Annotated in this window: 18 protein-coding genes and 1 pseudogene; 11 read left to right on the top strand and 8 right to left on the bottom strand. The window is 44.6% G+C overall.

The features are described 5' to 3' along the window. Window positions 1-352: 352 nt before the first annotated feature. The 3 genes from F0145_RS11900 (at window position 353) to F0145_RS11890 (ending at window position 5,592) form a co-directional block, all read left to right on the top strand. Complete coding sequence (locus tag F0145_RS11900; protein ID WP_150088638.1) at window positions 353-646, top strand: SH3 domain-containing protein; 294 nt, start codon at window positions 353-355, stop codon at window positions 644-646. 346 nt (window positions 647-992) lie between these two features. Further along, window positions 993-1,697, top strand: a complete 705-nt coding sequence (locus tag F0145_RS11895; protein WP_150088637.1) for a carboxypeptidase-like regulatory domain-containing protein — start codon at window positions 993-995, stop codon at window positions 1,695-1,697. 175 nt (window positions 1,698-1,872) lie between these two features. Then, window positions 1,873-5,592 carry a hypothetical protein gene (locus F0145_RS11890; protein ID WP_190277536.1) on the top strand — a complete coding sequence of 1,240 codons (3,720 nt, stop codon included), beginning with the start codon at window positions 1,873-1,875 and terminating at the stop codon, window positions 5,590-5,592. Window positions 5,593-5,811: 219 nt separating this feature from the next. Here the strand turns inward: F0145_RS11890 and dinB are convergent, their stop codons facing one another. Next, window positions 5,812-6,855, bottom strand: coding sequence for a DNA polymerase IV (gene dinB / locus F0145_RS11885; protein WP_394349589.1), 1,044 nt, complete (start codon window positions 6,853-6,855; stop codon window positions 5,812-5,814). A gap of 243 nt (window positions 6,856-7,098) precedes the next feature. Between dinB and F0145_RS11880 the strand changes: the two genes are divergently transcribed. From F0145_RS11880 to F0145_RS11870, 3 genes are all read left to right on the top strand, one after another. Next, a complete protein-coding gene (locus tag F0145_RS11880; RefSeq protein ID WP_150088635.1) occupies window positions 7,099-8,193 on the top strand; it encodes a lipase family protein in 1,095 nt (364 codons plus the stop codon). Between the two features lie 126 nt (window positions 8,194-8,319). Then, window positions 8,320-8,997 (top strand): type 1 glutamine amidotransferase domain-containing protein, encoded by a 678-nt coding sequence (locus F0145_RS11875; RefSeq protein ID WP_150088634.1) that lies wholly within the window; start codon window positions 8,320-8,322, stop codon window positions 8,995-8,997. 649 nt (window positions 8,998-9,646) lie between these two features. After that, complete coding sequence (locus F0145_RS11870; RefSeq protein ID WP_223816004.1) at window positions 9,647-10,462, top strand: hypothetical protein; 816 nt, start codon at window positions 9,647-9,649, stop codon at window positions 10,460-10,462. Window positions 10,463-10,615: 153 nt separating this feature from the next. Here F0145_RS11870 and F0145_RS11865 read toward each other — a convergent pair whose 3' ends face one another. Next, window positions 10,616-11,245, bottom strand: a complete 630-nt coding sequence (locus F0145_RS11865; protein WP_150088632.1) for a class I SAM-dependent methyltransferase — start codon at window positions 11,243-11,245, stop codon at window positions 10,616-10,618. Window positions 11,246-11,373: 128 nt separating this feature from the next. Here F0145_RS11865 and F0145_RS26580 point away from each other — a divergent pair, with 128 nt between their 5' ends. The 3 genes from F0145_RS26580 (at window position 11,374) to F0145_RS11855 (ending at window position 12,870) form a co-directional block, all read left to right on the top strand. After that, the gene (locus tag F0145_RS26580; protein ID WP_223816002.1) at window positions 11,374-11,520 is read left to right on the top strand and encodes an arsenate reductase/protein-tyrosine-phosphatase family protein; all 147 of its coding nucleotides are present in this window, start codon (window positions 11,374-11,376) and stop codon (window positions 11,518-11,520) included. Between the two features lie 18 nt (window positions 11,521-11,538). Then, window positions 11,539-11,760 (top strand): hypothetical protein, encoded by a 222-nt coding sequence (locus F0145_RS26575; RefSeq protein ID WP_223816001.1) that lies wholly within the window; start codon window positions 11,539-11,541, stop codon window positions 11,758-11,760. Between the two features lie 66 nt (window positions 11,761-11,826). After that, window positions 11,827-12,870: an NAD(P)-dependent alcohol dehydrogenase gene (locus F0145_RS11855; RefSeq protein ID WP_150088631.1), complete on the top strand. Its 1,044-nt coding sequence runs from the start codon at window positions 11,827-11,829 to the stop codon at window positions 12,868-12,870. Between the two features lie 81 nt (window positions 12,871-12,951). On the opposite strand, the gene F0145_RS11850 is transcribed toward F0145_RS11855, so the two are convergent. Then, window positions 12,952-14,568 carry a glycosyltransferase family 39 protein gene (locus F0145_RS11850; RefSeq protein ID WP_150088630.1) on the bottom strand — a complete coding sequence of 539 codons (1,617 nt, stop codon included), beginning with the start codon at window positions 14,566-14,568 and terminating at the stop codon, window positions 12,952-12,954. 327 nt (window positions 14,569-14,895) lie between these two features. Between F0145_RS11850 and F0145_RS11845 the strand changes: the two genes are divergently transcribed. After that, a complete protein-coding gene (locus F0145_RS11845; RefSeq protein WP_223815999.1) occupies window positions 14,896-15,429 on the top strand; it encodes a class I SAM-dependent methyltransferase in 534 nt (177 codons plus the stop codon). A gap of 120 nt (window positions 15,430-15,549) precedes the next feature. On the opposite strand, the gene F0145_RS11840 is transcribed toward F0145_RS11845, so the two are convergent. The 4 genes from F0145_RS11840 to F0145_RS11825 form a co-directional block, all read right to left on the bottom strand. After that, window positions 15,550-16,269, bottom strand: coding sequence for an ABC transporter ATP-binding protein (locus F0145_RS11840; RefSeq protein WP_150088629.1), 720 nt, complete (start codon window positions 16,267-16,269; stop codon window positions 15,550-15,552). Window positions 16,270-16,353: 84 nt separating this feature from the next. Next, a complete protein-coding gene (locus F0145_RS11835; RefSeq protein ID WP_019948259.1) occupies window positions 16,354-16,575 on the bottom strand; it encodes a DUF2795 domain-containing protein in 222 nt (73 codons plus the stop codon). A gap of 169 nt (window positions 16,576-16,744) precedes the next feature. Next, on the bottom strand, window positions 16,745-17,548 hold the full coding sequence (locus F0145_RS11830; RefSeq protein ID WP_150088628.1) for a porin family protein: 804 nt from the start codon (window positions 17,546-17,548) through the stop codon (window positions 16,745-16,747). Between the two features lie 66 nt (window positions 17,549-17,614). Further along, window positions 17,615-18,919, bottom strand: a complete 1,305-nt coding sequence (locus F0145_RS11825) for a DUF349 domain-containing protein (RefSeq protein ID WP_150088627.1) — start codon at window positions 18,917-18,919, stop codon at window positions 17,615-17,617. 316 nt (window positions 18,920-19,235) lie between these two features. On the opposite strand from F0145_RS11825, the gene ettA reads away from it, so the two are divergent. Continuing rightward, complete coding sequence (gene ettA, locus F0145_RS11820) at window positions 19,236-20,900, top strand: energy-dependent translational throttle protein EttA (RefSeq protein ID WP_150088626.1); 1,665 nt, start codon at window positions 19,236-19,238, stop codon at window positions 20,898-20,900. 420 nt (window positions 20,901-21,320) lie between these two features. Here ettA and F0145_RS26200 read toward each other — a convergent pair. Continuing rightward, window positions 21,321-21,659 (bottom strand): annotated as a pseudogene (locus F0145_RS26200) (IS4-like element ISSysp3 family transposase); the annotation flags it as partial.

Below are 21,659 nucleotides of genomic sequence, written 5' to 3'. Positions count from 1 at the left end.
GCCTGCGCTATTCAAGGTATTAATCTGGTCATTCAACCGGTATAATGAGCACTTCAGAGAATATTATTTTAAGATAATTAAAGCTTTTTACACCTTTGTAATGCTAACGCGCAGCAAACCAGCCAGATTAACAGCATATTTTTAGAATATATATAGTAAAGTAAAATATTTGGCATGGCAGTTGCATAAGTTTAAACACAGTACATAAACAAGAAAAAATTGTCTGTTACTTAAGTTAGCTCAACTGGTAAAGCATTTAGAAGCCACTTTGTTTAGAGATAAATAAAAGATTAAAATGCCAGCCAGTTAAAAATTAAATAATTAATACCCCGACCCCTAAAACACCAAAACTATGAAAAAGATTATTTTAACCTTAGCCCTGGCCGCCCAAACCGCTTTCGGTTTTGCTACCGACCGCCAGGCCGTAATGGCCAGTGCCCGTTACGAAAACAGTAAAATGTACCGCCAGCCCGGCACTTCTACCGAAGTACTCAAAGCCTTAAAAAGCTCCGACGAAATTGTGGTGGTGCGCCGCTACAACAGCGCCTGGAGTATTGTAACCGTAGATGGCCAGGTGGGCTACGTGCTTACCGCCGAGTTAGGTAAACCGCAGGTTACTAAAACCTCGGTAATTGCTAAAAAGTAAGTTTAATTAATGGCCGTTTGCTCCCTAGGCTAACGGCCATTAATTAAGTTATTTAGCCAATATATTATTTGTTTAGCCCCGTAAGGCTTTACTTAAATTAACTGTTTAACCCCGTAAGGTTTCACAAAATTTAACCCCCGTGAGGCTTATAACTTAAATCAAGCCCTGTAAGGCTTCTTGCCAGTTCTGCTAGCCCCGTAAGGCTTCCGCTGGTACTCTTAAAATATTAAAAACTGGCTTTCCGGATAATTAGCCAGCATTTCCGGAAAGCCAGCAAATTTTCTTTACAAATAAATATTCCGCTTACCTCGCTTCTCAGTCTATTCCTGCTTCACTTTACTCTTACATGAACCTGTTCTTTTCTAAGATAAATGTAATCGGTCTATCGTTGATAGCCCTTTTATTGCTTTTTACTGCCTGTACCGAAGATTCTATTCTGGATAAAACCCGGAAAGTTTCGGGCGTGGTAACCGACCAGGCTACCGGTAAACCGCTGGATGGTGTTTGGGTAATATTAATTGCCGATGATGATAATATTCTTTTTCCTTCGCATGAGGTAAAAAGTGTTATGACAGATGCAACCGGAAAGTTTGAAATTACCTATGAACGGGTGGAAGATACGTACCGGGTAGAGGTAAGTAAGCCCTGGTATACTTATAGGAAATTCTCGAAAGGTAAAAACGGCTTCCCAGATGCTTACGCCGATTTTCAAACATTAGAGTATTTTAAAAAAGAAGAAAACATAGCGTTCCCGATGTACGCGCTGGGCACCCTGGAGGTTAAACTGCAAAACGCCGCCCCCGCGGCCAGTTCCGATGTAATTGCCCTAACCTGCCCAAACTGCGAGAGCGAAAAAGATGGCCTCGTTAGAGCACCCCGGGTTTATACGTCCAAGGGTACTCAAGATCAAACCTTAATGTTGGGTACGGTTGCTGCCAATACTTACCTCCGGCTTAAATACAAAGTAACCCACAACGGCCAAACTCAGGAGCTAAAAGATTCGGTTTACGTACAGCCTTTTGTGCTGAATAATTTCGACTTGCATTATTAAGCTGCTGGCTAACCGGCCATCGTTAATTTAGGTACCAGGCTTTGCGATAACGCCGCGAAGTCTGGCTTTTTTCGTAGTTGCCCCAACATTACGGCGCGGCCTTAAGTATGTGTTGGTAAATGTTTACCGCTACACTTATGGCTCAAATATTTGCGCTGGCCGGCACCGCTACGAAATGAAAAAAAAATTATTATTCCTTTACTTTTGGCTGTTGGCTTTCGCTACCCGGGCGCAGACGCCGGATTCTGTACTACACCAGGTATATTTAATTGGCAACACGGCTACGGCAGCGGTGCCGGAAGCTAACCTGATTGCTTTTCAGCAGGAATTAAGCAAGCAAAAGAATTCTTTTACGGTGGTACACCTCGGCGACATTGCGGCTAACCAAGGCTTAGGTAAGAAAGAAAAACTAACTACCGATAAACTCGATTTGCTGCTGCAACTTACCAATACCAACCCATTGGGCAACATGTACTTTGTACCCGGCGATAAAGACTGGGATAACTCGGGCCCCGATGGGTTAAGCAATGTAAAACGCCTGGAAGAATATTTGAGCCGCAACCTGAACCGCAAACAAGTGTTGCTGCCCCGCCAGGGCTGCCCCGGGCCCGAAATAATAGATATTGGCCCCGGCTTACGCATTATTGCCCTGAATACCCAATGGTGGATGCACCCGCACCAAAAGCCCATAGAACCCGATACCGATTGTAAAATAAACACCCGCGAAGATTTTTTAGAAGAACTGGAAGATGCTATTGCGGAAGCCGGTAACCGCAATATTTTACTCGTAGGCCACCACCCCATTATTTCGAACGGCATGTACGGCGGGCGCATGCCGCTCCGGAAACACTTATTCCCCTTCGCCGACCGTAACCCAGCCAACCGTGTACCGCTGCCAATATTAGGTAGCTTTTACGCCGCTTACCGCCAAAACGTAGGTACCCCGCGCGACATGGCTAATCCGGATTACCAAGCCTTTAAACAAAAGCTAGAGCGCTTGTTAAAAGAAAATCCGCCCGTAATATACGCCGCTGCCCACGATTATAATTTGCACCTGAATTATTCCGAAGAAAATTACCATCTGGTTTCGGGTAGTTTTGTGCAGCAGGATTTTGTAGGCAAAAATGCCTTGAGCCTGGTAAACGAAGCCAAAACGGGTTTCAGCAAACTTACTTATTATAGCAGCGGCAAAGTAACAAGTACTTTTTACACCTTTACCAAAAACGGTTTGCAGGAACTAGCCACCAAAGTATTATTTACCTCGGCCTGCGCACCAACCCAAAATAAGCAAACACCCGTTAACCAGTCTTTCGGCCCTTGCCTTTCCGTGTTGGGCACTAATCCCGAAAACCATAATATTCCGGCACCTAAACCAAATAATTTTGCTACCGTTGTTCCCGGCCCGGAATACAAAGCTTCTGGGTTTAAAAAATTCTTTCTGGGCGAGATCTACCGCAAAAGCTGGACTCAACCCGTAAAGTTGCCTTATTTTTATTTAGGTCAAAATCCACGAAATTTATCGTTGTTACGGACGGGCGGCGGCCTGCAAACCAAAACGTTGCGGTTGCAGGCACCTAACAAAAAGCAATACGTGTTCCGTTCGGTTACCAAAGAGCCCATTGGGGTAGTGCCCCCAGAACTACGCTACACCGCTGTAACCAATTTATTGCAGGAAATAAACCCCACCACCCAGCCTTACGGAGCGCTGGTTGCCAGCAAACTCCTGGATGCCACCGATATTTTACACGCCCGACCCGAATTATACGTACTGGCCGATGACCCGGCTTTGGGCCCGTTACGCGACGAATACAAAAATTTAATTGGCTTTTTGGAAGAACGACCCGGCGACTCGGAAGATAGCAAGACCTTCTTTGGCGAATCCGACGATATTAAAAAAAGCTACCGCTTCTTCCGGCAATTATTCCAGGACCACGACAACCGCTTAGACGTGCAGGCTTACGGCAAAGCCCGCGCTTTCGATATTTTTATCGGCGACACTGACCGGCACGCCGATAATTGGCGCTGGGCCGAATACCAAAATGGCAAACAAAAACTTTACCGGCCTATTCCGCGCGACCGCGACCAGGCTTTTAGCCGCTGGGAAGGCTTATTTTTCTGGCTCGCCGACCGGGAATGGGCTTCGCTCAGCATTCAGAATTTCGACGAAAAATTAGGCGGCATTACCAGCTTAACCTGGACAGCCCGCCACCTCGACCGGTTATTACTAACCTCTTTAAAAAAGGAAGACTGGCTGAATTTTGCGACTTACCTGCAAACCAAAATGACCGACCAGGTAATACATGAAGCCATTGCGCAGTTGCCTCCCGAAATTATTCCGACTGATGGCCAGGAAATTGGCCACCGCTTAAAAGCCCGCCGCGAGCGTTTACCACAGGCCTTAGAAGCATATTACAAATTATTGGCCCGCTACGTAGATATCGTAGGCTCGAACAAAAATGAATATTTTAAAGTAGAACGCTTGCCCAATGCCAGCGTGCGGGTGCAAGTATTCGAAAAAGATAAAACCACCAACCAGGAAGAAGGCAAGCCTTATTTCGACCGCACTTTTTACAAAAACGAAACAAAAGAAATCCGCCTGTACGCCCTCGACGGCAAAGATGTAATAAATATTAGCGGCGAGGTGCCCACCAGTATTCGGGTGCGGGTAATTGGGGGCTACGGCAACGATAGCATCCAGGATGCCTCTAAAGTGCGCCGCAGTTTGCGCGGAAACACCCTTATTTACGACAACACAGACACTAAATTAACCTTAGGGCCGGCCAGCCGTAACCGTACCACCGATAAACCTAACATAAATCAGTATAACCGAAAGGCTTTTGAGTATAACACCTACAACCCCAGCGGCAGTTTGTTATACAATAAAAGCGATGGCCTGGGCGTAACGTTTGGCATTAATTACAAGCGCCAGCGTTTCCGGAAACCCGATTACGGCAGCTTATACGGCGTAAACTTCAGGGCTACGCAATTTGGTAATTTGCAGCTTACCACCGATTTTACCTGGCGCCAGGCTTTGGGCAACTGGGATGTTGGTACTTTCGTGGATATTGGCCGCAACTTCCCGTTCTACAACTTTTTCGGGCTGGGCAACAACACCGCTAAAAACGAAAACTTATACGACGATAATTATTACGTAGCCCGCTTCAGCGGCTTGGTTAGCCATGTGTATTTGCAACGGCAGTTTTTTCGCCGCAGTTATTTCCGGATTGGCCCACGCTACGAAACCTTTTCTTCGCGCATAACGCCGGGCTCTTTTATAGAAGAAAATACCGGTCCGCAAGGCGATTTAGCCGACCAGCAATTAGCCGGAGCCAGTGCTGTATTTAATTTAGATTTACGCGATAAACCATTATTTACCCAAAAAGGCTTGCGGCTATATGCCAGTCACCAAACATACCTTCGGCTACAAGATTCCAAAGATTACTTTGGTATTAGCCAGGGCTTTTTAGATTATTACGCCACTGCCCGGTTGGGCTTGCCCATTACCTTGGCTTTGCGGTTGGGTGGGGCCAAAAACTACGGCGAAAACCTGCCTTTCTATAAATATACCACTTTGGGCTTGCTCCAGAATTTGCGGGGCTTTGTGCAAAACCGCTTCTCCGGCGATGCTAGTGCTTACCTAAACTCTGAACTGCGTTTCCATATCGGGCAGGTAAATAATTCATTTCTGCCTTTCCGCTATGGCCTCCTTACTTTTTATGATCAGGGCAAGGTTTGGTATCAGGGCGAAGCAGTTGGGGGCTGGCACCGCGGCTACGGCGGCGGTTTTTATATTGCACCATTCACCGAACGATTTACTTTCTCAACGCTCTTACAGCACTCGCGCGAAGAAAATATATTATTCCAGTTTGGTGTTGGCTTCCGGTTCGATAATTAATAACAATATAAAACCACTCTGGCGCATTTAAGAACTATAATAACTAATGCTGATTAACGCCAAAACCACTTCTAGCTCTTCCTGAGTGGCAGGACTGGTGCGTGCTTTTTATTTACAGACCGGGATGGTAGCAGAAGGGCTCGTTTGGGAAAGAGTAAACTGCCTGCAATAAGCAGCGTGCAGGAATTACTAGAGCGATGGGAGGTTTTTACAGTTCTCTCAAAAATCCAATGTAAGCTGATAGTTAACGGCTAAATCGTGGGCGTAAAGCAGGTTAGACACCGAGATGCCTAGTAACCGCACGGGGTATTGCGGTAATTGCGGTGTACGAAGCAAATCGCGGGCAACGGTAAAAATAGCATCGGCGGCGTTTAAATGGGTTACCAGGGTTTTGCTGCGGGTTTGCTGCACAAAATCGAAATATTTGAGTTTGAGCGTTACCGTTTTGGCGGTGGTTTGCAGGCGGTTCAGGTCGTGGGCTACTTCCTGGGCCAGGAACTGCAAGCGTTCCAGCATATCGGCTTCGGCGGTTAAATCTTCTTCAAAAGTGCGTTCCGAACCCACCGATTTCCGGAGGCGGTGGGGCTGAACCAGGCGTTCGTCTTCGGCTCGGGCAATGCGATAATAATAATGCCCGACCTTGCCAAAATTACGCACCAATTCAGCTTCGGAGCGTTTGCGCAAATCGGCACCGGTACTAATGCCTAAGCGCTGCATTTTGGCGGCAGTTACTTTGCCAATCCCATGAAATTTTTCAATAGCCAGACTGGAAACTAAATCTACAGCTTTATCGGGTGTAATCAGCGTAAAACCATTGGGTTTGTTCAGGTCCGAAGCAATTTTGGCCAGGAATTTATTAAACGATACACCGGCCGAGGCCGTCAGGTTGGTTTCGGCCAGAATGCGCGCTTTTATTTCTTTGGCAATAATACTGGCTGAGGGCATTCCTATTTTATTTTCGGTTACGTCCAGGTAAGCTTCGTCTAAAGAAAGCGGCTCTACCAGGTCGGTGTAAGAATAAAATATTTCCCGGATTTGCCTTGATACCGCGCTGTATACCTCGAAACGGGGCTTTACAAATATTAAATTAGGGCATTTTTGCTGCGCAATTTTAGAAGCCATCGCCGAAAATACCCCATACTTACGCGCCTCGTAACTGGCCGCCGCTACCACGCCCCGCGCCCGCGAGCCACCCACCGCCACGGGTTTGCCACGTAGTTCCGGGTTATCGCGCTGCTCCACCGACGCAAAAAAAGCGTCCATGTCGATGTGAATAATTTTACGGATGGGCGGGTTCAAAACAAATTAAAGTGGTTTGGGTTAGGGTTAAAAATAATATATAAAAGTACGCTTCTGGTTTTAATTAAAATAATTGTGGTTAAGGGCTGGCCCTCTTATTTCTGACTTTTACCGGCAGTAGCCGTATGCTAAATTTATTTCTTTTAAAACTTAAAAAACAGCAACTTATTATCCGTCCGGCAACCCCAAACATTTAGCATTTAGTACATGAATCGCGTATTTTTTTTATGCTTACTTTTCTTTTTTACTTCGTTAACCAACCTGTTTGGGCAAAAGCTAAAACCGGGTTTTAACAAGCAGGAATTTCTCGAAATGATTTACCTCTCGGCACGCCACGCCGATACGGTTTATTACAAAAATATTCCCAAACCCGAAAAATTTAAAATTGTGTACCGCTCGCCTATCATGGGTTTACTAAACCGGTGGGATTTGGCTATTAGTAAAGATTCGGTGGCGGCCATAAGTGTGCGGGGTACTACCCGGAGTTCGGAGAGTTGGCTCGAAAATTTTTACTCGGCCATGGTACCGGCCACCGGACAGCTTACCTTATCTAAAGATTTTACTTTTAAGTATAAACTGGCTAATAATCCGCAAGCAGCGGTGCACGTGGGCTGGCTATTGGGTACGGCCGCGCTTTCGCGCGATATTCTGGCTAAATTAGATTCGTGTTCCCGAACGGGTATCCGCAACTTTATAGTGGTGGGGCATAGCCAGGGCGGCGCCATTGCGTATTTACTTACGGCTTACCTGCGGCAATTGCAGCAAGAAGGCCGGATAGCCCAACACATTCAGTTTAAAACTTATTGCATTGCCGCGCCAAAGCCTGGTAACCTGTATTTTGCCTACGATTACGAAGCTGCTACCGCCAATGGCTGGGCCTGCAACGTAATAAATACCGCCGATTGGGTACCCGAAACGCCGGTTAGCATCCAAACCATTCATGATTTTAACCCGCTAAACCCTTTTAAAAATGCCCGCGGCCTAATTAAAAAGCAAAAGTTTCCGCTGAATTTGGCCATGGGTTATGCTTTTAACCAACTAGATAAACCCACCCGCAAGGCCTTGCGCAAAAACCAGAAATATTTGGGCACCCTGGCCGGTAAATTTGTAAAAAAACAACTGCCCGAATTTGTACCCCCTCCTTACTTCCCATCGGCTAACTATATGCGCGCCGGCAATTTTATTATACTGCCCGCCGATGAGGCTTATTACCAAATTTACCCCAACACCAGCGAAAACGCGTTTACGCATCATTTACTGGGTGCTTATTTGTACCTGACCCGGAAGCTGCCGGCTCCTTAATTTTTAACAAGTAGGTAGGCAATTAGCTTAGCACTTTGTAACCACTTCACCCTAAATACCGTGAAAGATAGCTTAGCCCTGCTAGTGGGCAAGGGCTTTTACTATTTTATCTGTTAATTAATAGCTATGAAAGTATTATTTGTAATGACCTCGCACGACCAATTGGGAAATACCGGTAAGAAAACCGGTTTTTGGGTAGAGGAGTTTGCGGCTCCGTATTATAAATTAGCCGATGCGGGCGTGGATATTACCATTGCCTCGCCCAAAGGAGGCCAGCCACCCATCGACCCGAAAAGCGAAGAACCCGATGCACAAACCGAAGCAACCAAACGGTTTTACCAGGATAAACCGTTGCAGGAGAAACTAAGCCAAACCAAAAAATTAAGCGAAGCGAGCGCAGCCGACTTTGACGCGGTATTTTACCCGGGCGGGCACGGCCCGTTGTGGGACTTAGCCACCGACCAAGACTCGATAAAGCTGATTGAAGAGTTTTATCAGCAGCAAAAGCCGGTAGCGGCTGTTTGCCACGGGCCGGCGGTACTAACCCAGGCCAAAGCGCCTACCGGCGAGCCGTTGGTGAAAGGGAAAAAAGTTGCCGGCTTTACCAATTCCGAAGAAGAGGCTGTGCAGTTAACCAATATTGTGCCTTTTTTGGTAGAAGATAAACTAAAAGCGTTAGGCGGCAACTACTCCAAAGGAGCCGACTGGGCGCCGTACGTGGTAACCGACGGCTTACTCATCACCGGACAAAACCCAGCATCCTCGGAACCGGCTGCGGAGGCTTTACTAGAAATGTTGAAATAAATATTTTAAATTATTTAAACCCGAAACGGCTGCTGCTATTTCTTGTTACTAAAACTCCGGCTGATACTAAGCCGGAGTTTTTTTTGCAATTACCATTATTTGCCATTACTACCAATGGCACATAATTTTATCCAATTAAAGCTAATTTGGTGTGTCTTTGGTAAAATCTAAATAAAATTGTAAGAAGTAAAGAACCTGAAAATAACCTACCACAAGAGAATCCTAACTAAACAAGCCTCTGAATCTATTTACATTAACTTAAAATACAGGTACAAAAAGTAGGAACAAACTAGAACTGCTTTAGTATTAAAAAATTGTAAAATACCCATTATTGGGTATTCTTTTTCACAAATTATTACTTTAGCTTTGCGAACAGTTATTGAATTTATCATATTTACATGATTTCTTATATTAAGATACATGTTTTAAGTTGCTTAGCAAAAGTGCAAAAATTATTACCTACTTTTTATCATTTTCCCGCTGTTATAAATCAATAAAGTATAATTATAGCTGCTTTATATAAATAATTTGTTTCTGAAATTATAATAATATTCATTTTATCTCTTACCTCATAAATATTTTTTTACACTTCACTTTTAAATTATTATTCCATTTTTTTTAAACTCTAACCATTTATTACAATTTAAGTATGAAATCAAAATTACTATGTCTAGCAGGTACATTTCTCCTGGCTTTATCTGTCCAGGTTAATGCCCAAGCCGTTAAAACAGATACCATATCTAAACAAACAGCACCTTCTCCTATTGTAAAGACCGATAAACGGCAACTTAATTTTGTTAAAGTAAATCTTTTTGGTATCCCGCTAAGAAATTATTCTTTCCAATATGAGCGGGCCTTATCGAAAAGATTTTCAGTAGCTATAGCTTACCGTACAATGCCGAGTACCGGATTACCTTTTAAAAGTTTAATTTCTGATGCAGTGGGTGACGAAGGGATTGAAGGAGAGGAAACTATTGATAATATAAGAATCAGTGGTTCGGCTATTACGCCGGAAATTCGCCTGTATTTAGGGAAAAAAGGCTATGGCAGAGGGTTCTACTTTGCACCCTTTTATCGTAAAGCAACCTTCGAAACAAACAATATTCCGTTTACTTATGAGGATTCAGAAGATACTGGCGAAGAAAATTCTATTAATCTTTCGGGTAAATTCTCCAGTAACACCGGTGGTTTAATGATGGGCGCGCAATGGGCATTAGGTAAATACGTTTGCCTCGATTGGTGGATATTAGGTGCGCATTTTGGCACCGGAAAAGGTGATTTTGTTGGCTTATCGAGCAAACCATTAAGCCAAAGTGATCAAGCGGCTGTACGTGAAGAATTGGAGAATTTGGATATTCCGTTTGTAGAGAAAACCGTAAACGTGAATGCCAATAGCGCTTCCCTGAAGCTGGAAGGCCCTTGGGGTGGCTTAAGAGGCGGGCTATCGTTGGGTTTTAAATTCTAATAACGGCTAATTATATTAATTGGCTTCAGCAAAGCTGTAGCTGACAATTTAATTCTTTGGGTGTAGTTTTTGACTACACCTTTTTTTTGCCCGCCACACTAAACAGCATTTTAGTTTATAAAGGGCAAGATGTAGCGGTACTAAATTCTTTACTTAACCTGGCTTCTGTAAAACCCAGGTAGTCATGGCGCGCTGTTCTTCAACCAGTACCGTTTTTAGTGGTTCCAGGCGGTGGGCACTTAATATATTTTCCTGTTCTAGTAGTAAAGCTTCGTCGGCTAAAAACCAGGTTTTGCCGTGGGGCATCTGGTAAAAGCGCTCGTGCAGGTGCGGCAATTTATTTTCCAGGCCAATAATGGTGCTTAAACGGCACAACAGCATACCACCCGGTTGTAATACCCGCCAGAGTTCTTGTATTATTCTTCGGAAGTGAGCTTCGCTGCGGGCGAAATGCAACACCGCACTGCAAATTACTACCTTAAAGGCAGCATCATCAAAAGGAATATCAGCAACATCGGCTACTAAAAAATTAGTTGCGGGTAAGTGGGGGGCCAGCGTAGCCGCCAGGGCTTGTACCTGCCTAATACTTTCCGGATCATGATCAATACCAAAAACCGGGCAACCGGCCTGCAGTAAATAGTGCAGATTGCGCCCACTTCCGCAGCCGGCATCCAAAAGTGGCGTGTTTTCGGTAATCCGGCCTTTCAGTAACTGATCGAAAATATAAATATCTAAATCGCCGAAAATATTGCGCAAAGCACCAGGAGACGGAATTGAAAGCATAAAGCAAGAACTATTTATTTAAAATTAAAAATATTAAAAAGTAATAATAAACACTACCGGCATACTTTCGCAACAACCTTTTAACTTAGCCCTATATTCCATTATTTTCCGTTTTAAATATTTTCTGTTTGCGTATTTTGTTTGTTTGCAGCCGTAACCAGTGGCGCAGCCCTACCGCCGAAAAAGTGTTTCGGTACTATCCGGGTTTAGAAGTTAGGTCGGCGGGTACGGCTGCCGGCGCTCGCCGTAAAGTAACACCGGCTTTGCTTACCTGAGCCGATTTAATTTTGGTAATGGAACGGAAACACCAACAACGGTTGCGGCAAGAGTTTAAAGCCGAGTTGCAAAATCGCAAAATTAAGGTACTGGCTATTCCGGACAATTACCGCTACATGGACCCCGAATTAATAGAGCTGTTGAAAGATGCGGTAAAACCTTTCCTGCCATCTAACCAAACCCCGCTGCTTAACGCCTCAGCCGCCCAACAGGCCAGTTCAGAAAAATACAACGATTAAAATTTGTTTTAACCTTAAAACGTAAATGCCCGTTTTAGACTTTTACATCTAAAAACAAATTAAACAATGATACAAACGCGTGGATACGCGGCGCAAAACGCGGAGAACCCTCTGGGCCCGTTTAGTTTTGCCCGCCGCGACGTAGGCGCACACGATGTGCTGATAGAAATATTATATTGTGGCGTTTGCCATTCCGATTTACACCAGGTACGCAACGAGTGGGGCGGCTCTATTTACCCCATGGTGCCAGGACACGAAATTGTAGGCCGGGTAAGTAAAGTAGGCGACCAGGTAACCAAATTTAAAGAAGGCGATTTTGCCGGCGTAGGCTGCTTTGTAGATTCGTGCCGTACCTGCCCTAGTTGCCAGGAAGGGCTGGAGCAATATTGCGAGGTGCACAACGTAGGAACTTACAACAGCTACGAACTGGATAAGAAAACCCCAACTTATGGCGGTTACTCGTCGCAGATTGTAGTAGACGAAAAATATACCCTTAAAATAGCGCCCGATCAGGATATGAGCCGCGTAGCGCCCTTGCTTTGTGCTGGTATTACTACTTACTCGCCGTTGCGGCAGTGGCAGGTAGGTAAAGGACATAAATTAGGCGTAGTAGGTTTAGGCGGCTTAGGACACATGGGCGTAAAACTGGGCGCTTCTATGGGGGCCGAAGTAACGGTATTAAGTACCTCGCCAAACAAAGAGGCCGATGCCCGGGCCCTGGGTGCGCATAAGTTTTTGGTAACCCGCGACGAAGACCAGCTAAAAGAGTACCGGAATTATTTCGATTTTATACTAGATACGGTATCGGCGCCGCATAACCTGGATATGTACTTGAGTTTGCTGCGCCGCGATGGCACCATGATTTTAGTAGGCGCGCCGCCGGAGCCAGCCCCTGTTTCGGGTTTTAGTTTAATTAGCCGGCGCAAACGCCTGGTTGGCTCTATGATTGGCGGTATTCCCGAAACCCAGGAAATGCTGGATTACTGCGCCCAACACAATATTTTATCTGATGTGGAAGTAATTCCGATAGCTCAGATTAACGAAGCTTACGAGCGCATGCTCCGCAGCGATGTTAAATATCGGTTTGTAATTGATATGGCCACGCTGTAGCCCCAAAGCAGCTTTTGTACTAATATTTACCGGAGCCGGCTTTAAAAGCCGGCTCTTCTTTTTCTACCGGACTAGAGTAACCTAAGGCAATATTTGGTAAATCTGAATCCGTTCGTCTTTGTGTACGCGGGGGTTTAATTGGTGCAATACCTGATCGTAGCGCGAGGGGGTAATCGTTTTTTCTAATTTTAGGCGCGGATATAATTGTTGCACCCGTTGCAGGCGCTTCTTTAAATCATCCTGGCCCACTACAATTACATAACTTGGGGTGTAAGCCGGTAATATTTCGGTTTGGAGTTGGTGAAGCGGTTTTTCATCGTTCAGGCTGTACACCATTACAAAGTCTGGGGGTAGCGGCGTACCGTTTTTATATTTACCCCACTTGTTTTTAGAGTCGGCTGTAAAATCTTCGGACTGCGCACTCATCCGGCCCAGGTAAAACAAAGGCGGCATTTTCAGGCTATGGTCGCCGAATTCCAGCAAGATGCCATTCAGGTCTGGCTTCTCCGATAAATATACCAGCGGGGCAATACGGCTTTTTTTAGAATATGTAAGGGCCAGGGCAAAAGCAGTTATAATATTCAGAAGCCAGAAAAAACTCCAGCAGGCGGCTAATAATTTTCGCTTTGTTTGCCAAAAACTGGATTGCCGCACAAAACTTTGCCAGCCAATAACGCCCAAAATCATAAAAAGCGGGTATAAGGGCAGAATAAAGCGCTCTTGTTTATTCGGGAACAGCGAATGCACCACAAAAAATAACAGACCTCCTAAAAACAGCATGGGCGCGAGCCGGCCCGTGCGGACGTAACCTACCAGCAGGAAAACGCTCAAGGGTGGCACCATGAAGCCCAGCAGCGTTAATAAAAACCGGTAAGAAGGCCCGGTACTAAAATTCTGAGCGTTCTCGGCGTTGTACAAAAAATAAGTAACCACCGAGTGGAAAGGATAATCAAAGAAAATTAAATCGATGGTGCCTTGAATAAGGGTGGCTAAAATTAAAAAACCTAAGCCGAAGCCTAGCAGGTTGCGCCATTGTTTTTGGTACAATAACACCAAGCCAACGCCACCGGCAAACAAAATGGTATGGTACCGAAAAACAAATGCCAGCGCAAACAAAGCCCCTGCCCAGAAATAATGACCTAACTTTATTTTACCTGATTGTTTTACCAGTACATAAAAGCCGGCCAGGTAGGGCGGTATACAAACCATTTCTACTAAGTTGCGCACGCTCATGAACGGCATAAACCACACCAGCGCCAGCATCAGGCCCACGATGCGGGCTTCGCGCTTATTGGTTAGGGCTTCGGTTAGTTTGTAGCCATAATATACTATCAGCAACGAATACACCCCGTGCAGTAGCCTTACCAGCAGCATCTTGGTGTCGGGATTGGTTACGCCTAATTGTTCCAGCACATAAAAGAGCCCGTAGTGCAAGCCGGCATAAAACATGCTGTGGCGCGGGGGCAATTCTTCGTTCAACCAAACCGGAATGCCATAAACCCAATCCTGGGCAATAGAAATAATATCAAAATGATCGTCGTGGTAAGCAAAACCTTTCGAGAAAAAAGCCGCCACCAACCGTATGCCCAACGCGATAACCATAATTACGGAAAGCGAAATATAATACCGGTTGTGGATACCAACCTGGTCGGGTGTGGGAACAGGGTTGTCTTTATGTAGGCTGGCGGATGACTGCATGTTTTTTACCACAGGTATTAATGGCTAGTTCCCGGATAAGGAAAGCAGCGTCGCAAATTTATTCTATTTAGGTTTAACCACTACCTAAACCAATTTAATTTATCGCTTATTTCAATCAGGCTATATTATTTTGATTTACAAATAACTGCTCAACCCTAATTAAATTGCCTGCTAAAATCCAGCTTAATATTCTGTTAATATTTAATTGCTTAAAGCAGATGGGGGCAAACCAAACATTGCGGAAGCCATAAACCTTATAAATTTGCCCTTGCTTCTAACAAAAAAACATGCATAAATATTAGGCTATTTTTACCTGATTTTTTAATTATGAACATAAACACCAATACCTGGAACAGGCTCCGCTATACCCTATACAGTCCTTTTTACAATGTAATTGGTAAGGTTTTTTCTAAATCAAGAAAGAGATCGATTGAATTGCTGCAGGTAAAACCAACTGATACCGTTTTATTGGTAGGCGCTGGTACCGGTTTAGATTTAGATTTTTTGCCCCCAACTGCCGCTATTACGGCTACCGATATTACGCCAGCCATGGTAACGCGGCTCGCCCAACGGAGTGCGCGGTTGCAACTACCGGTAAAAGCCTTGGTTATGGACGGGCAACAACTTGCTTTGCCAGATAATGCTTTCGATAAAATAGTGCTGCACCTGATTCTGGCAGTAATTCCGGACCCGGTACGCTGCCTGCAGGAAGCTGAACGCGTATTAAAACCCGGCGGTAATATTGTTGTTTTCGATAAGTTTCTGCCGCCGGGGCACCAACCAGGCTTTTCAGGCGGACGGTTAATATTTTTGCTAATCTTTTGTTCAGCGATATTACCCGCAGTTTCGAAAGTATTTTAGCCCAAACCAACCTAAAAGTACAGTTAGACCAATCGGCTAATTTTGGTGGGAATTTCCGGATAATTTTGCTACAAAAGTAATATTTACCAGCCTGAAGCTGATAAATCGGGTAAAACCAGGTTATATTAAATGTGGCTTTGCTTCGAGGTAAGAAATATTCTCCTGAATAATTTCGGGTGAAAGAATTTCGAGGGTGGGAACCGGTTTAGATAAATTTAATAAATAACCTGTGTGGCCGTGCAGGTTAACTAAATCGTGGGTAATGCAGAGCACCAGTTTATTTTTTTCGGTTACCCAATTGGTAAGCAAATTAAAAACCCGCTTTTTATGGTAAATATCCAGTTGCTGGGTAGGTTCATCCAGCAGGCAAATAGCGGCATCCTGCAGCATTAACTGGGCTAGCCACACCAACTGCTGCTCGCCGCCCGATAATTCGGTAAATTCCCGGTGCAGCAGATGTTCAATCTCTAATGCGCTTAATAAGTGCTGTACCGTTTGGTAATCCTGCTCAGAATATTGCTCGAAAAAGCGTTTGTGCCGGAATAAACCCATTACAACCAAATCGCGCACCTTAATAGGAAAGGTAACGGTATTTTTTTGCGGCAGGTAAGACAACACCCCGCTACCGGCTGGGTTAGCAAGATGGTGTAAGGACTGGCCGTTTAGCAGCACCTCGCCCTGGTAAGGCAAGTTACGGGTTAATATTTTGAAGAGAGTAGATTTGCCGGCACCATTATGCCCCACCACAGCTACAAAAGCCGGTGCCGATACATAAAAAAAAAGGTTGCGGATAAGAACACGCTGTTCGTATCCCGCAACCAGATTCTTTACTTCTAACATTCTTAATTATGAATTATAAATTATGAATCATGAATTAAAAACCACAGGATTTCTAATTCATAATTTATAACTCATAATTAAATTTTAATATTCGTCCTCATTAAACATGAAGTCTTCCTTAGTTGGATAGTCTGGCCAAACTTCCTCAATATTTTCATAAGGTTGTCCGTCATCTTCCAGAGCTTGGAGGTTTTCTACTACTTCCATGGGAGCGCCTGAACGAATTGAATAATCGATCAATTCGTCTTTTGTTGCTGGCCAAGGGGCATCTTCCAGGTATGAGGCTAATTCCAGTGTCCAATACATATCATTTTCTCCTTAAGTGACTTTAATTACAGGTTGCAAAATTTAGAAAAAAAAGTTCAAAAGCAAATATTAATTTCTTTAAATATAGATGCTTTTCATATTTTAAACAAACAACGAGTAAACTTACTTAAATGTTTGATGCTAAATTAAATTTTAAGTTTTAAGCAAATTAATCGAGCACATAATGTAAGCCTAACTGTATTCCGCCAAAAATATTATAGCGTAACGTATATTTGTCAAAATCATATTCACTGGTGGTGGTTTCGGTATCCCGAATATCGGTAAAACCGTAGTTAAAGCGCACATTACCCGATAAATACAGGTTATCTTTAATGTCTTTTTCTACCCCTAGCCCTAATACCGCCATGGGCGCAATAGCCGTAAAGCCGCCGGCATTTTTAAACAAAGAATCACCTTTTCCTTTTTTAGCGAGCGAGTATTCGCCTTGCAGCGTACGGTCGTTTAAAGCAATAGCTTCCGGAAATTCATTTACTTCTTCGCCTTTAATTAAAAAGCCTACCTGCGGCCCCACGTGCACATTAAACCGCACAGCATCGCCGGTGGTAAATTTAAACAGCAGCGGTACCTGCAAATAAGTTAAATTTATTCTTTTCTCGCCGAGTTCCAGGCCCGTGCCGTCGCCGTTTTCGGTGAGCGTATAGTTTTGCCCTTGCTGCGATAAATAAGCCTCCAGTTGCACATCGTGGCGGTCGTTAAATTTATAACCGGCTACCAAACCTATCGGGGCCCATTTAATGGTGGTTTTATATTTATAATGTTCGTTATTCGCTTCGTCATTATCTACCTTAATCCAGGTGTTGTTTACGGCAGTAGTTATACCAAAATGGAAATTGCCCTTCGGAATACGAACTTGCTGCTGTAGCGCCAGCGAATCGTTTTGGGTTTGGGCTTTTACCTGCCAGGAGCAAGCCATTATTGCCAACAGGAAAAACGAAATTTTAAATTTTTTCATGGTGTAAATAGTGTTAAAGGCAAACCAGCGCGTAAATGCCTGCGTTAAACAGGCAACCAAGCCAAATTATTCACTGCCCGCTACCTGTTTGTTTTTAATTAAATCTATTAACTCCTGCTTGGTTTTAATTTTTCGGTTAAAGCCTCTAATTTTACTTTGCAGCATGTTCCGGAAAGTTTCGTTGCCCGGCGTATCGGCTAGTTTGCCCAGGTTGGTTTCCAGCACTTCCAGTTCCTGCCTATCCGATTTAATAAAATCTTTCAGGGCGTTTACCCGCACGGTAACCTGCTCGTTCGGCGCAATTTTAGCACCCATATTTTTCTTGCGCAGGTAATGCTCCAGGCTGCTTAGCTCAAAAACTTTATCGCAGGCAATAATAAAGCGCTCCCACAACCGGTCCGATTCTTCGCCTTTTACCGGGCCGACGGTTTTCCAGGCGGCCTGTAGTTCTTTAGCCCGTGGTACTGCCCTTTGTACTTCCACGTTTACCAAACCTTCGGCTTCTTCTACCAAAGCACGTTTTTTGGATAGATTCTCCTCAAAATATTTTTCTTTCGATTCGGTTTTGGTTTGGGTAATCCGGTTTTTCAGCCGCTCAAAAAAATGATTGTTGGCTTTCCGGAAGCGGTTCCAGAGATCGTTGGTTGTTTTGCGCGGCAAATTACCGCCTACCTGTTTCCAGGCAGTCTGGTATTCTTTCAGCTTGGCGGTGGCAACGTCCCAATCGTCGGAATTCTGAATAGCTTCGGCTTTGGCTATCAGATCGCGGTATTTATCGATGGTGCGGTTTACCAGACTTTGCTTGTCTTCGTAAAAGTCTTTCTTGCGCGTAAAAAAAGTTTCTACCGCATTCCGGAACCGTTCTTCAATTTCGTCGGCAATTGCTTTGTCTACCGGACCGGTTTTAATCCAGTTCTGGCGCAATTCTTTCAGCTTTTCGGTAGTGCCTTTCCAATCAATGCTGTCCTGCAGTTCTTCGGCTTCGGTTATCAGAGCCACCTTCGCGTTCAGGTTTTTATCGCGGTTGCGGCTGATAGAAGCCTTAATTTCGTTTTCGGCCTGCGAAAGTTGGTTGTAAATAGCTTCAAAATCGCCGAGCGCATCGTATTTTTCTACCTGCTCTTTCAGGTGCATTACCTTCATCAGGAAAGAACCTTTGTTCTCGGACTCTTCAATTTTCTTTAAGAGCGCATTAACCTTTTCCCGAAACATTTCGAAACGGTAGGCAAAATATTGCAACGACTCTTCCTCCACCTCTTTTACTTCGCCAACCTTACGGGCCGGATAATTCATGAAGGGTTTCAGCCAAATTTCGTTATCTTGAACATAACCATATTGGCGGGCCTCTTCCAGATAGTCTTTATTTTCCATTTAACGGATGTAAAAAAAAATTTTACAAGTTTACTACTTTCTACAGTTCCAAAAACCGATTGTGCCTGTTTTTTATGATATTTGTACAGGAATTTTTATAAAATATAGGCCTTAAAATATACTTAATGCAGATTAAAAAGTTTTTTAAACTAGTACAGATGCTTCTTTCCTAGTCCGAAGTATCTTAATTTTGTTTCTTAATACGTAAGCGGTAGTTGTTTTTATTAAAGGTTAAACCCTGTAGTTTATTATTTTAACTGCTAAACGCCTAAGCCCTTATGACCCGATAACTGAATATTTTACGAAGAAAACAGCTATGAGCGAAACCATTATTTTTTCGATGGCCGGTGTAAGTAAAATTTACCCACCCCAGAAACAAGTATTAAAAAATATTTACCTTTCTTTTTTCTACGGCGCTAAAATTGGCGTGCTCGGTCTGAATGGCTCGGGTAAATCTAGTTTGCTAAAAGTTATTGCCGGCGTAGACAAAGCGTACCAGGGCGAAGTTGCTTTTTCTTCGGGCTACTCGGTAGGCTACCTAGAGCAAGAACCCCAACTGGACCCTACCAAAACCGTGAAGGAAATTGTGGAAGAAGGTGTAGCCGAAGTAGTGGCGCTCCTGAAAGAGTTCGACGAAATAAACGAAGCCTTTGCCGACCCCGATGCCGACTACGATAAATTATTAACCCGCCAGGGCGAAGTACAGGAAAAACTAGACCAATATAACGCCTGGGAACTGGATAATAAATTAGAGCGCGCCATGGATGCCCTGCGTACCCCGCCCGGCGAAGCTATTGTGGGTAATTTATCGGGTGGTGAAAAGCGCCGCGTAGCTTTGTGCCGTTTGTTGTTGCAGGAGCCCGATGTGTTGTTATTGGATGAGCCTACCAACCACCTCGATGCCGAATCGGTATTATGGCTGGAGCAACACTTGCAGCAGTACAAAGGTACTGTAATAGCCGTAACCCACGACCGTTACTTCCTGGATAATGTTGCCGGCTGGATTCTGGAACTCGATCGCGGCGAAGGCATTCCGTGGAAAGGCAATTATTCGAGCTGGCTGGAGCAGAAAGCCGCCCGTTTAGCCAAAGAAGAAAAACAAGAAAGCAAACGCCAGAAAACCTTACAGCGCGAACTGGAGTGGGCCCGCATGTCGCCGAAAGCCCGGCAAGCCAAATCGAAAGCCCGTTTGGGTAACTACGAGAAAATGGCCAGCGAAGACGCTAAGGAGAAAGAACAAAAACTGGAATTATTTATTCCGGATGGCCCGCGTTTAGGTAATGTGGTAATCGAAGCCGAAAACCTGACGAAAGCCTTCGGCGATAAATTATTATTTGAAAATTTAACTTTCTCGCTGCCGCCGGCTGGTATTGTTGGTATTATTGGGCCCAACGGCGCTGGTAAATCTACGTTGTTCCGGTTGTTAACCGGCCGCGAAAAACCCGATGCCGGTAATATTAGCGTAGGCCCCACTGTAGAAATTGCTTACGTCGATCAGCAACACGAATCTTTAGACCCGAACAAATCGGTGTTCGAAACCATTTCGGGCGGTACCGAAACCATGCTGCTGGCTAACCGCCAGATTAACTCGCGGGCTTACGTAAGCAAGTTCAACTTTGGCGGCTCCGATCAGGAGAAAAAAGTAGGCGTATTATCGGGTGGCGAGCGCAACCGCGTGCATTTAGCCATGACCCTGAAACAAGGTGCCAACTTATTATTACTCGATGAGCCTACCAACGATTTGGATGTAAACGCTATCCGGGCTTTGGAAGATGCTTTAGATAATTTTGCCGGTTGTGCCGTGGTTATTTCCCACGACCGCTGGTTCCTGGATAGAATTGCCACCCACATTCTGGCTTTTGAAGGCGAATCGCAGGTGGTTTGGTTTGAAGGTAACTTCTCAGACTACGAAGAAGCCAAGCGTAAACGCCTCGGCGATGTAGAGCCTAAACGCATCCGTTACAAAAAACTGGTAGATTAAAGTTTAGTAATATTTTAAATAGAAAGGCAGCCGTAACGCTGCCTTTTTTATGGCAAGTAGTTTTAGCAATTATGCTAATGCTCCTTAACTATATTCCTTAAATAATCAATTTTCACTATTTATCTTTTGAAAGATTCCATCTTTCAATGCGGAGGTGCTAACTGTATTTTAAAGCCTAAGTTTGCTCAAGGCCGCGAGGCCCCGTTTGGTCATTCGGGCTGCTCATCTTTCCTTTGCTCGTACCTCGCAATGCTGCGCACCGGAAACCTGAAAGGCCCTCATTGCCCAAACTGCTGTAGTTTGCTCCGTAGTTCCTGCTTTTCTAAATCATTATTAAAAATCAATTAATAAGCCAGCACAACAAAGCTAATCAGTAACGTTCTGGTTCGGCCGAACTCCTTCCCTAATTTAGGGCTACGATTAGGACACAAATTTTTGGGCCAGGGTCCACCCGTGCAAGATATGCTGGAAGTAATTCCAACCGCGCAAAAGGGTAATCACCCCCGCCTGCTTTTCGTGGGGTTTCCACCCGCCTAATCGGGCTATTATCCAGTAGCACCATTGTAAAGAGTCTTGGGGGTAAGGATTCCGCTGCTTGGCTGTTTTTCCTTCATAACGTTTTTGTAAAGCCTGCAGACAAGCGACTTCTTGCCGGGTAAAGCTTTCTGCCAGCGGCACGGCTTCTTTCTGTTTAGAAGCCAGGTGCAAGAGCATTATCTTGCTAGCGGCAAACAAAGCCAGCAGCGTGAGTTGCACTAA

The organism is Adhaeribacter rhizoryzae (assembly GCF_008629685.1).
Taxonomy (GTDB): domain Bacteria; phylum Bacteroidota; class Bacteroidia; order Cytophagales; family Hymenobacteraceae; genus Adhaeribacter; species Adhaeribacter rhizoryzae.
This window is presented reverse-complemented; position numbering and strand designations above follow the sequence as displayed.

Excerpts from the sequence above, each read along its gene's own strand:
- F0145_RS11900 (WP_150088638.1), top strand. The coding sequence starts at position 353 with ATGAAAAAGATTATTTTAACCTTAGCCCTGGCCGCCCAAACCGCTTTC.
- F0145_RS11895 (WP_150088637.1), top strand. The coding sequence starts at position 993 with ATGAACCTGTTCTTTTCTAAGATAAATGTAATCGGTCTATCGTTGATA.
- F0145_RS11890 (WP_190277536.1), top strand. The coding sequence starts at position 1,873 with ATGAAAAAAAAATTATTATTCCTTTACTTTTGGCTGTTGGCTTTCGCT.
- dinB (WP_394349589.1), bottom strand. The coding sequence starts at position 6,855 with ATGGACGCTTTTTTTGCGTCGGTGGAGCAGCGCGATAACCCGGAACTA.
- F0145_RS11880 (WP_150088635.1), top strand. The coding sequence starts at position 7,099 with ATGAATCGCGTATTTTTTTTATGCTTACTTTTCTTTTTTACTTCGTTA.
- F0145_RS11875 (WP_150088634.1), top strand. The coding sequence starts at position 8,320 with ATGAAAGTATTATTTGTAATGACCTCGCACGACCAATTGGGAAATACC.
- F0145_RS11870 (WP_223816004.1), top strand. The coding sequence starts at position 9,647 with ATGAAATCAAAATTACTATGTCTAGCAGGTACATTTCTCCTGGCTTTA.
- F0145_RS11865 (WP_150088632.1), bottom strand. The coding sequence starts at position 11,245 with ATGCTTTCAATTCCGTCTCCTGGTGCTTTGCGCAATATTTTCGGCGAT.
- F0145_RS26575 (WP_223816001.1), top strand. The coding sequence starts at position 11,539 with ATGGAACGGAAACACCAACAACGGTTGCGGCAAGAGTTTAAAGCCGAG.
- F0145_RS11855 (WP_150088631.1), top strand. The coding sequence starts at position 11,827 with ATGATACAAACGCGTGGATACGCGGCGCAAAACGCGGAGAACCCTCTG.
- F0145_RS11850 (WP_150088630.1), bottom strand. The coding sequence starts at position 14,568 with ATGCAGTCATCCGCCAGCCTACATAAAGACAACCCTGTTCCCACACCC.
- F0145_RS11845 (WP_223815999.1), top strand. The coding sequence starts at position 14,896 with ATGAACATAAACACCAATACCTGGAACAGGCTCCGCTATACCCTATAC.
- F0145_RS11840 (WP_150088629.1), bottom strand. The coding sequence starts at position 16,269 with ATGTTAGAAGTAAAGAATCTGGTTGCGGGATACGAACAGCGTGTTCTT.
- F0145_RS11835 (WP_019948259.1), bottom strand. The coding sequence starts at position 16,575 with ATGTATTGGACACTGGAATTAGCCTCATACCTGGAAGATGCCCCTTGG.
- F0145_RS11830 (WP_150088628.1), bottom strand. The coding sequence starts at position 17,548 with ATGAAAAAATTTAAAATTTCGTTTTTCCTGTTGGCAATAATGGCTTGC.
- F0145_RS11825 (WP_150088627.1), bottom strand. The coding sequence starts at position 18,919 with ATGGAAAATAAAGACTATCTGGAAGAGGCCCGCCAATATGGTTATGTT.
- ettA (WP_150088626.1), top strand. The coding sequence starts at position 19,236 with ATGAGCGAAACCATTATTTTTTCGATGGCCGGTGTAAGTAAAATTTAC.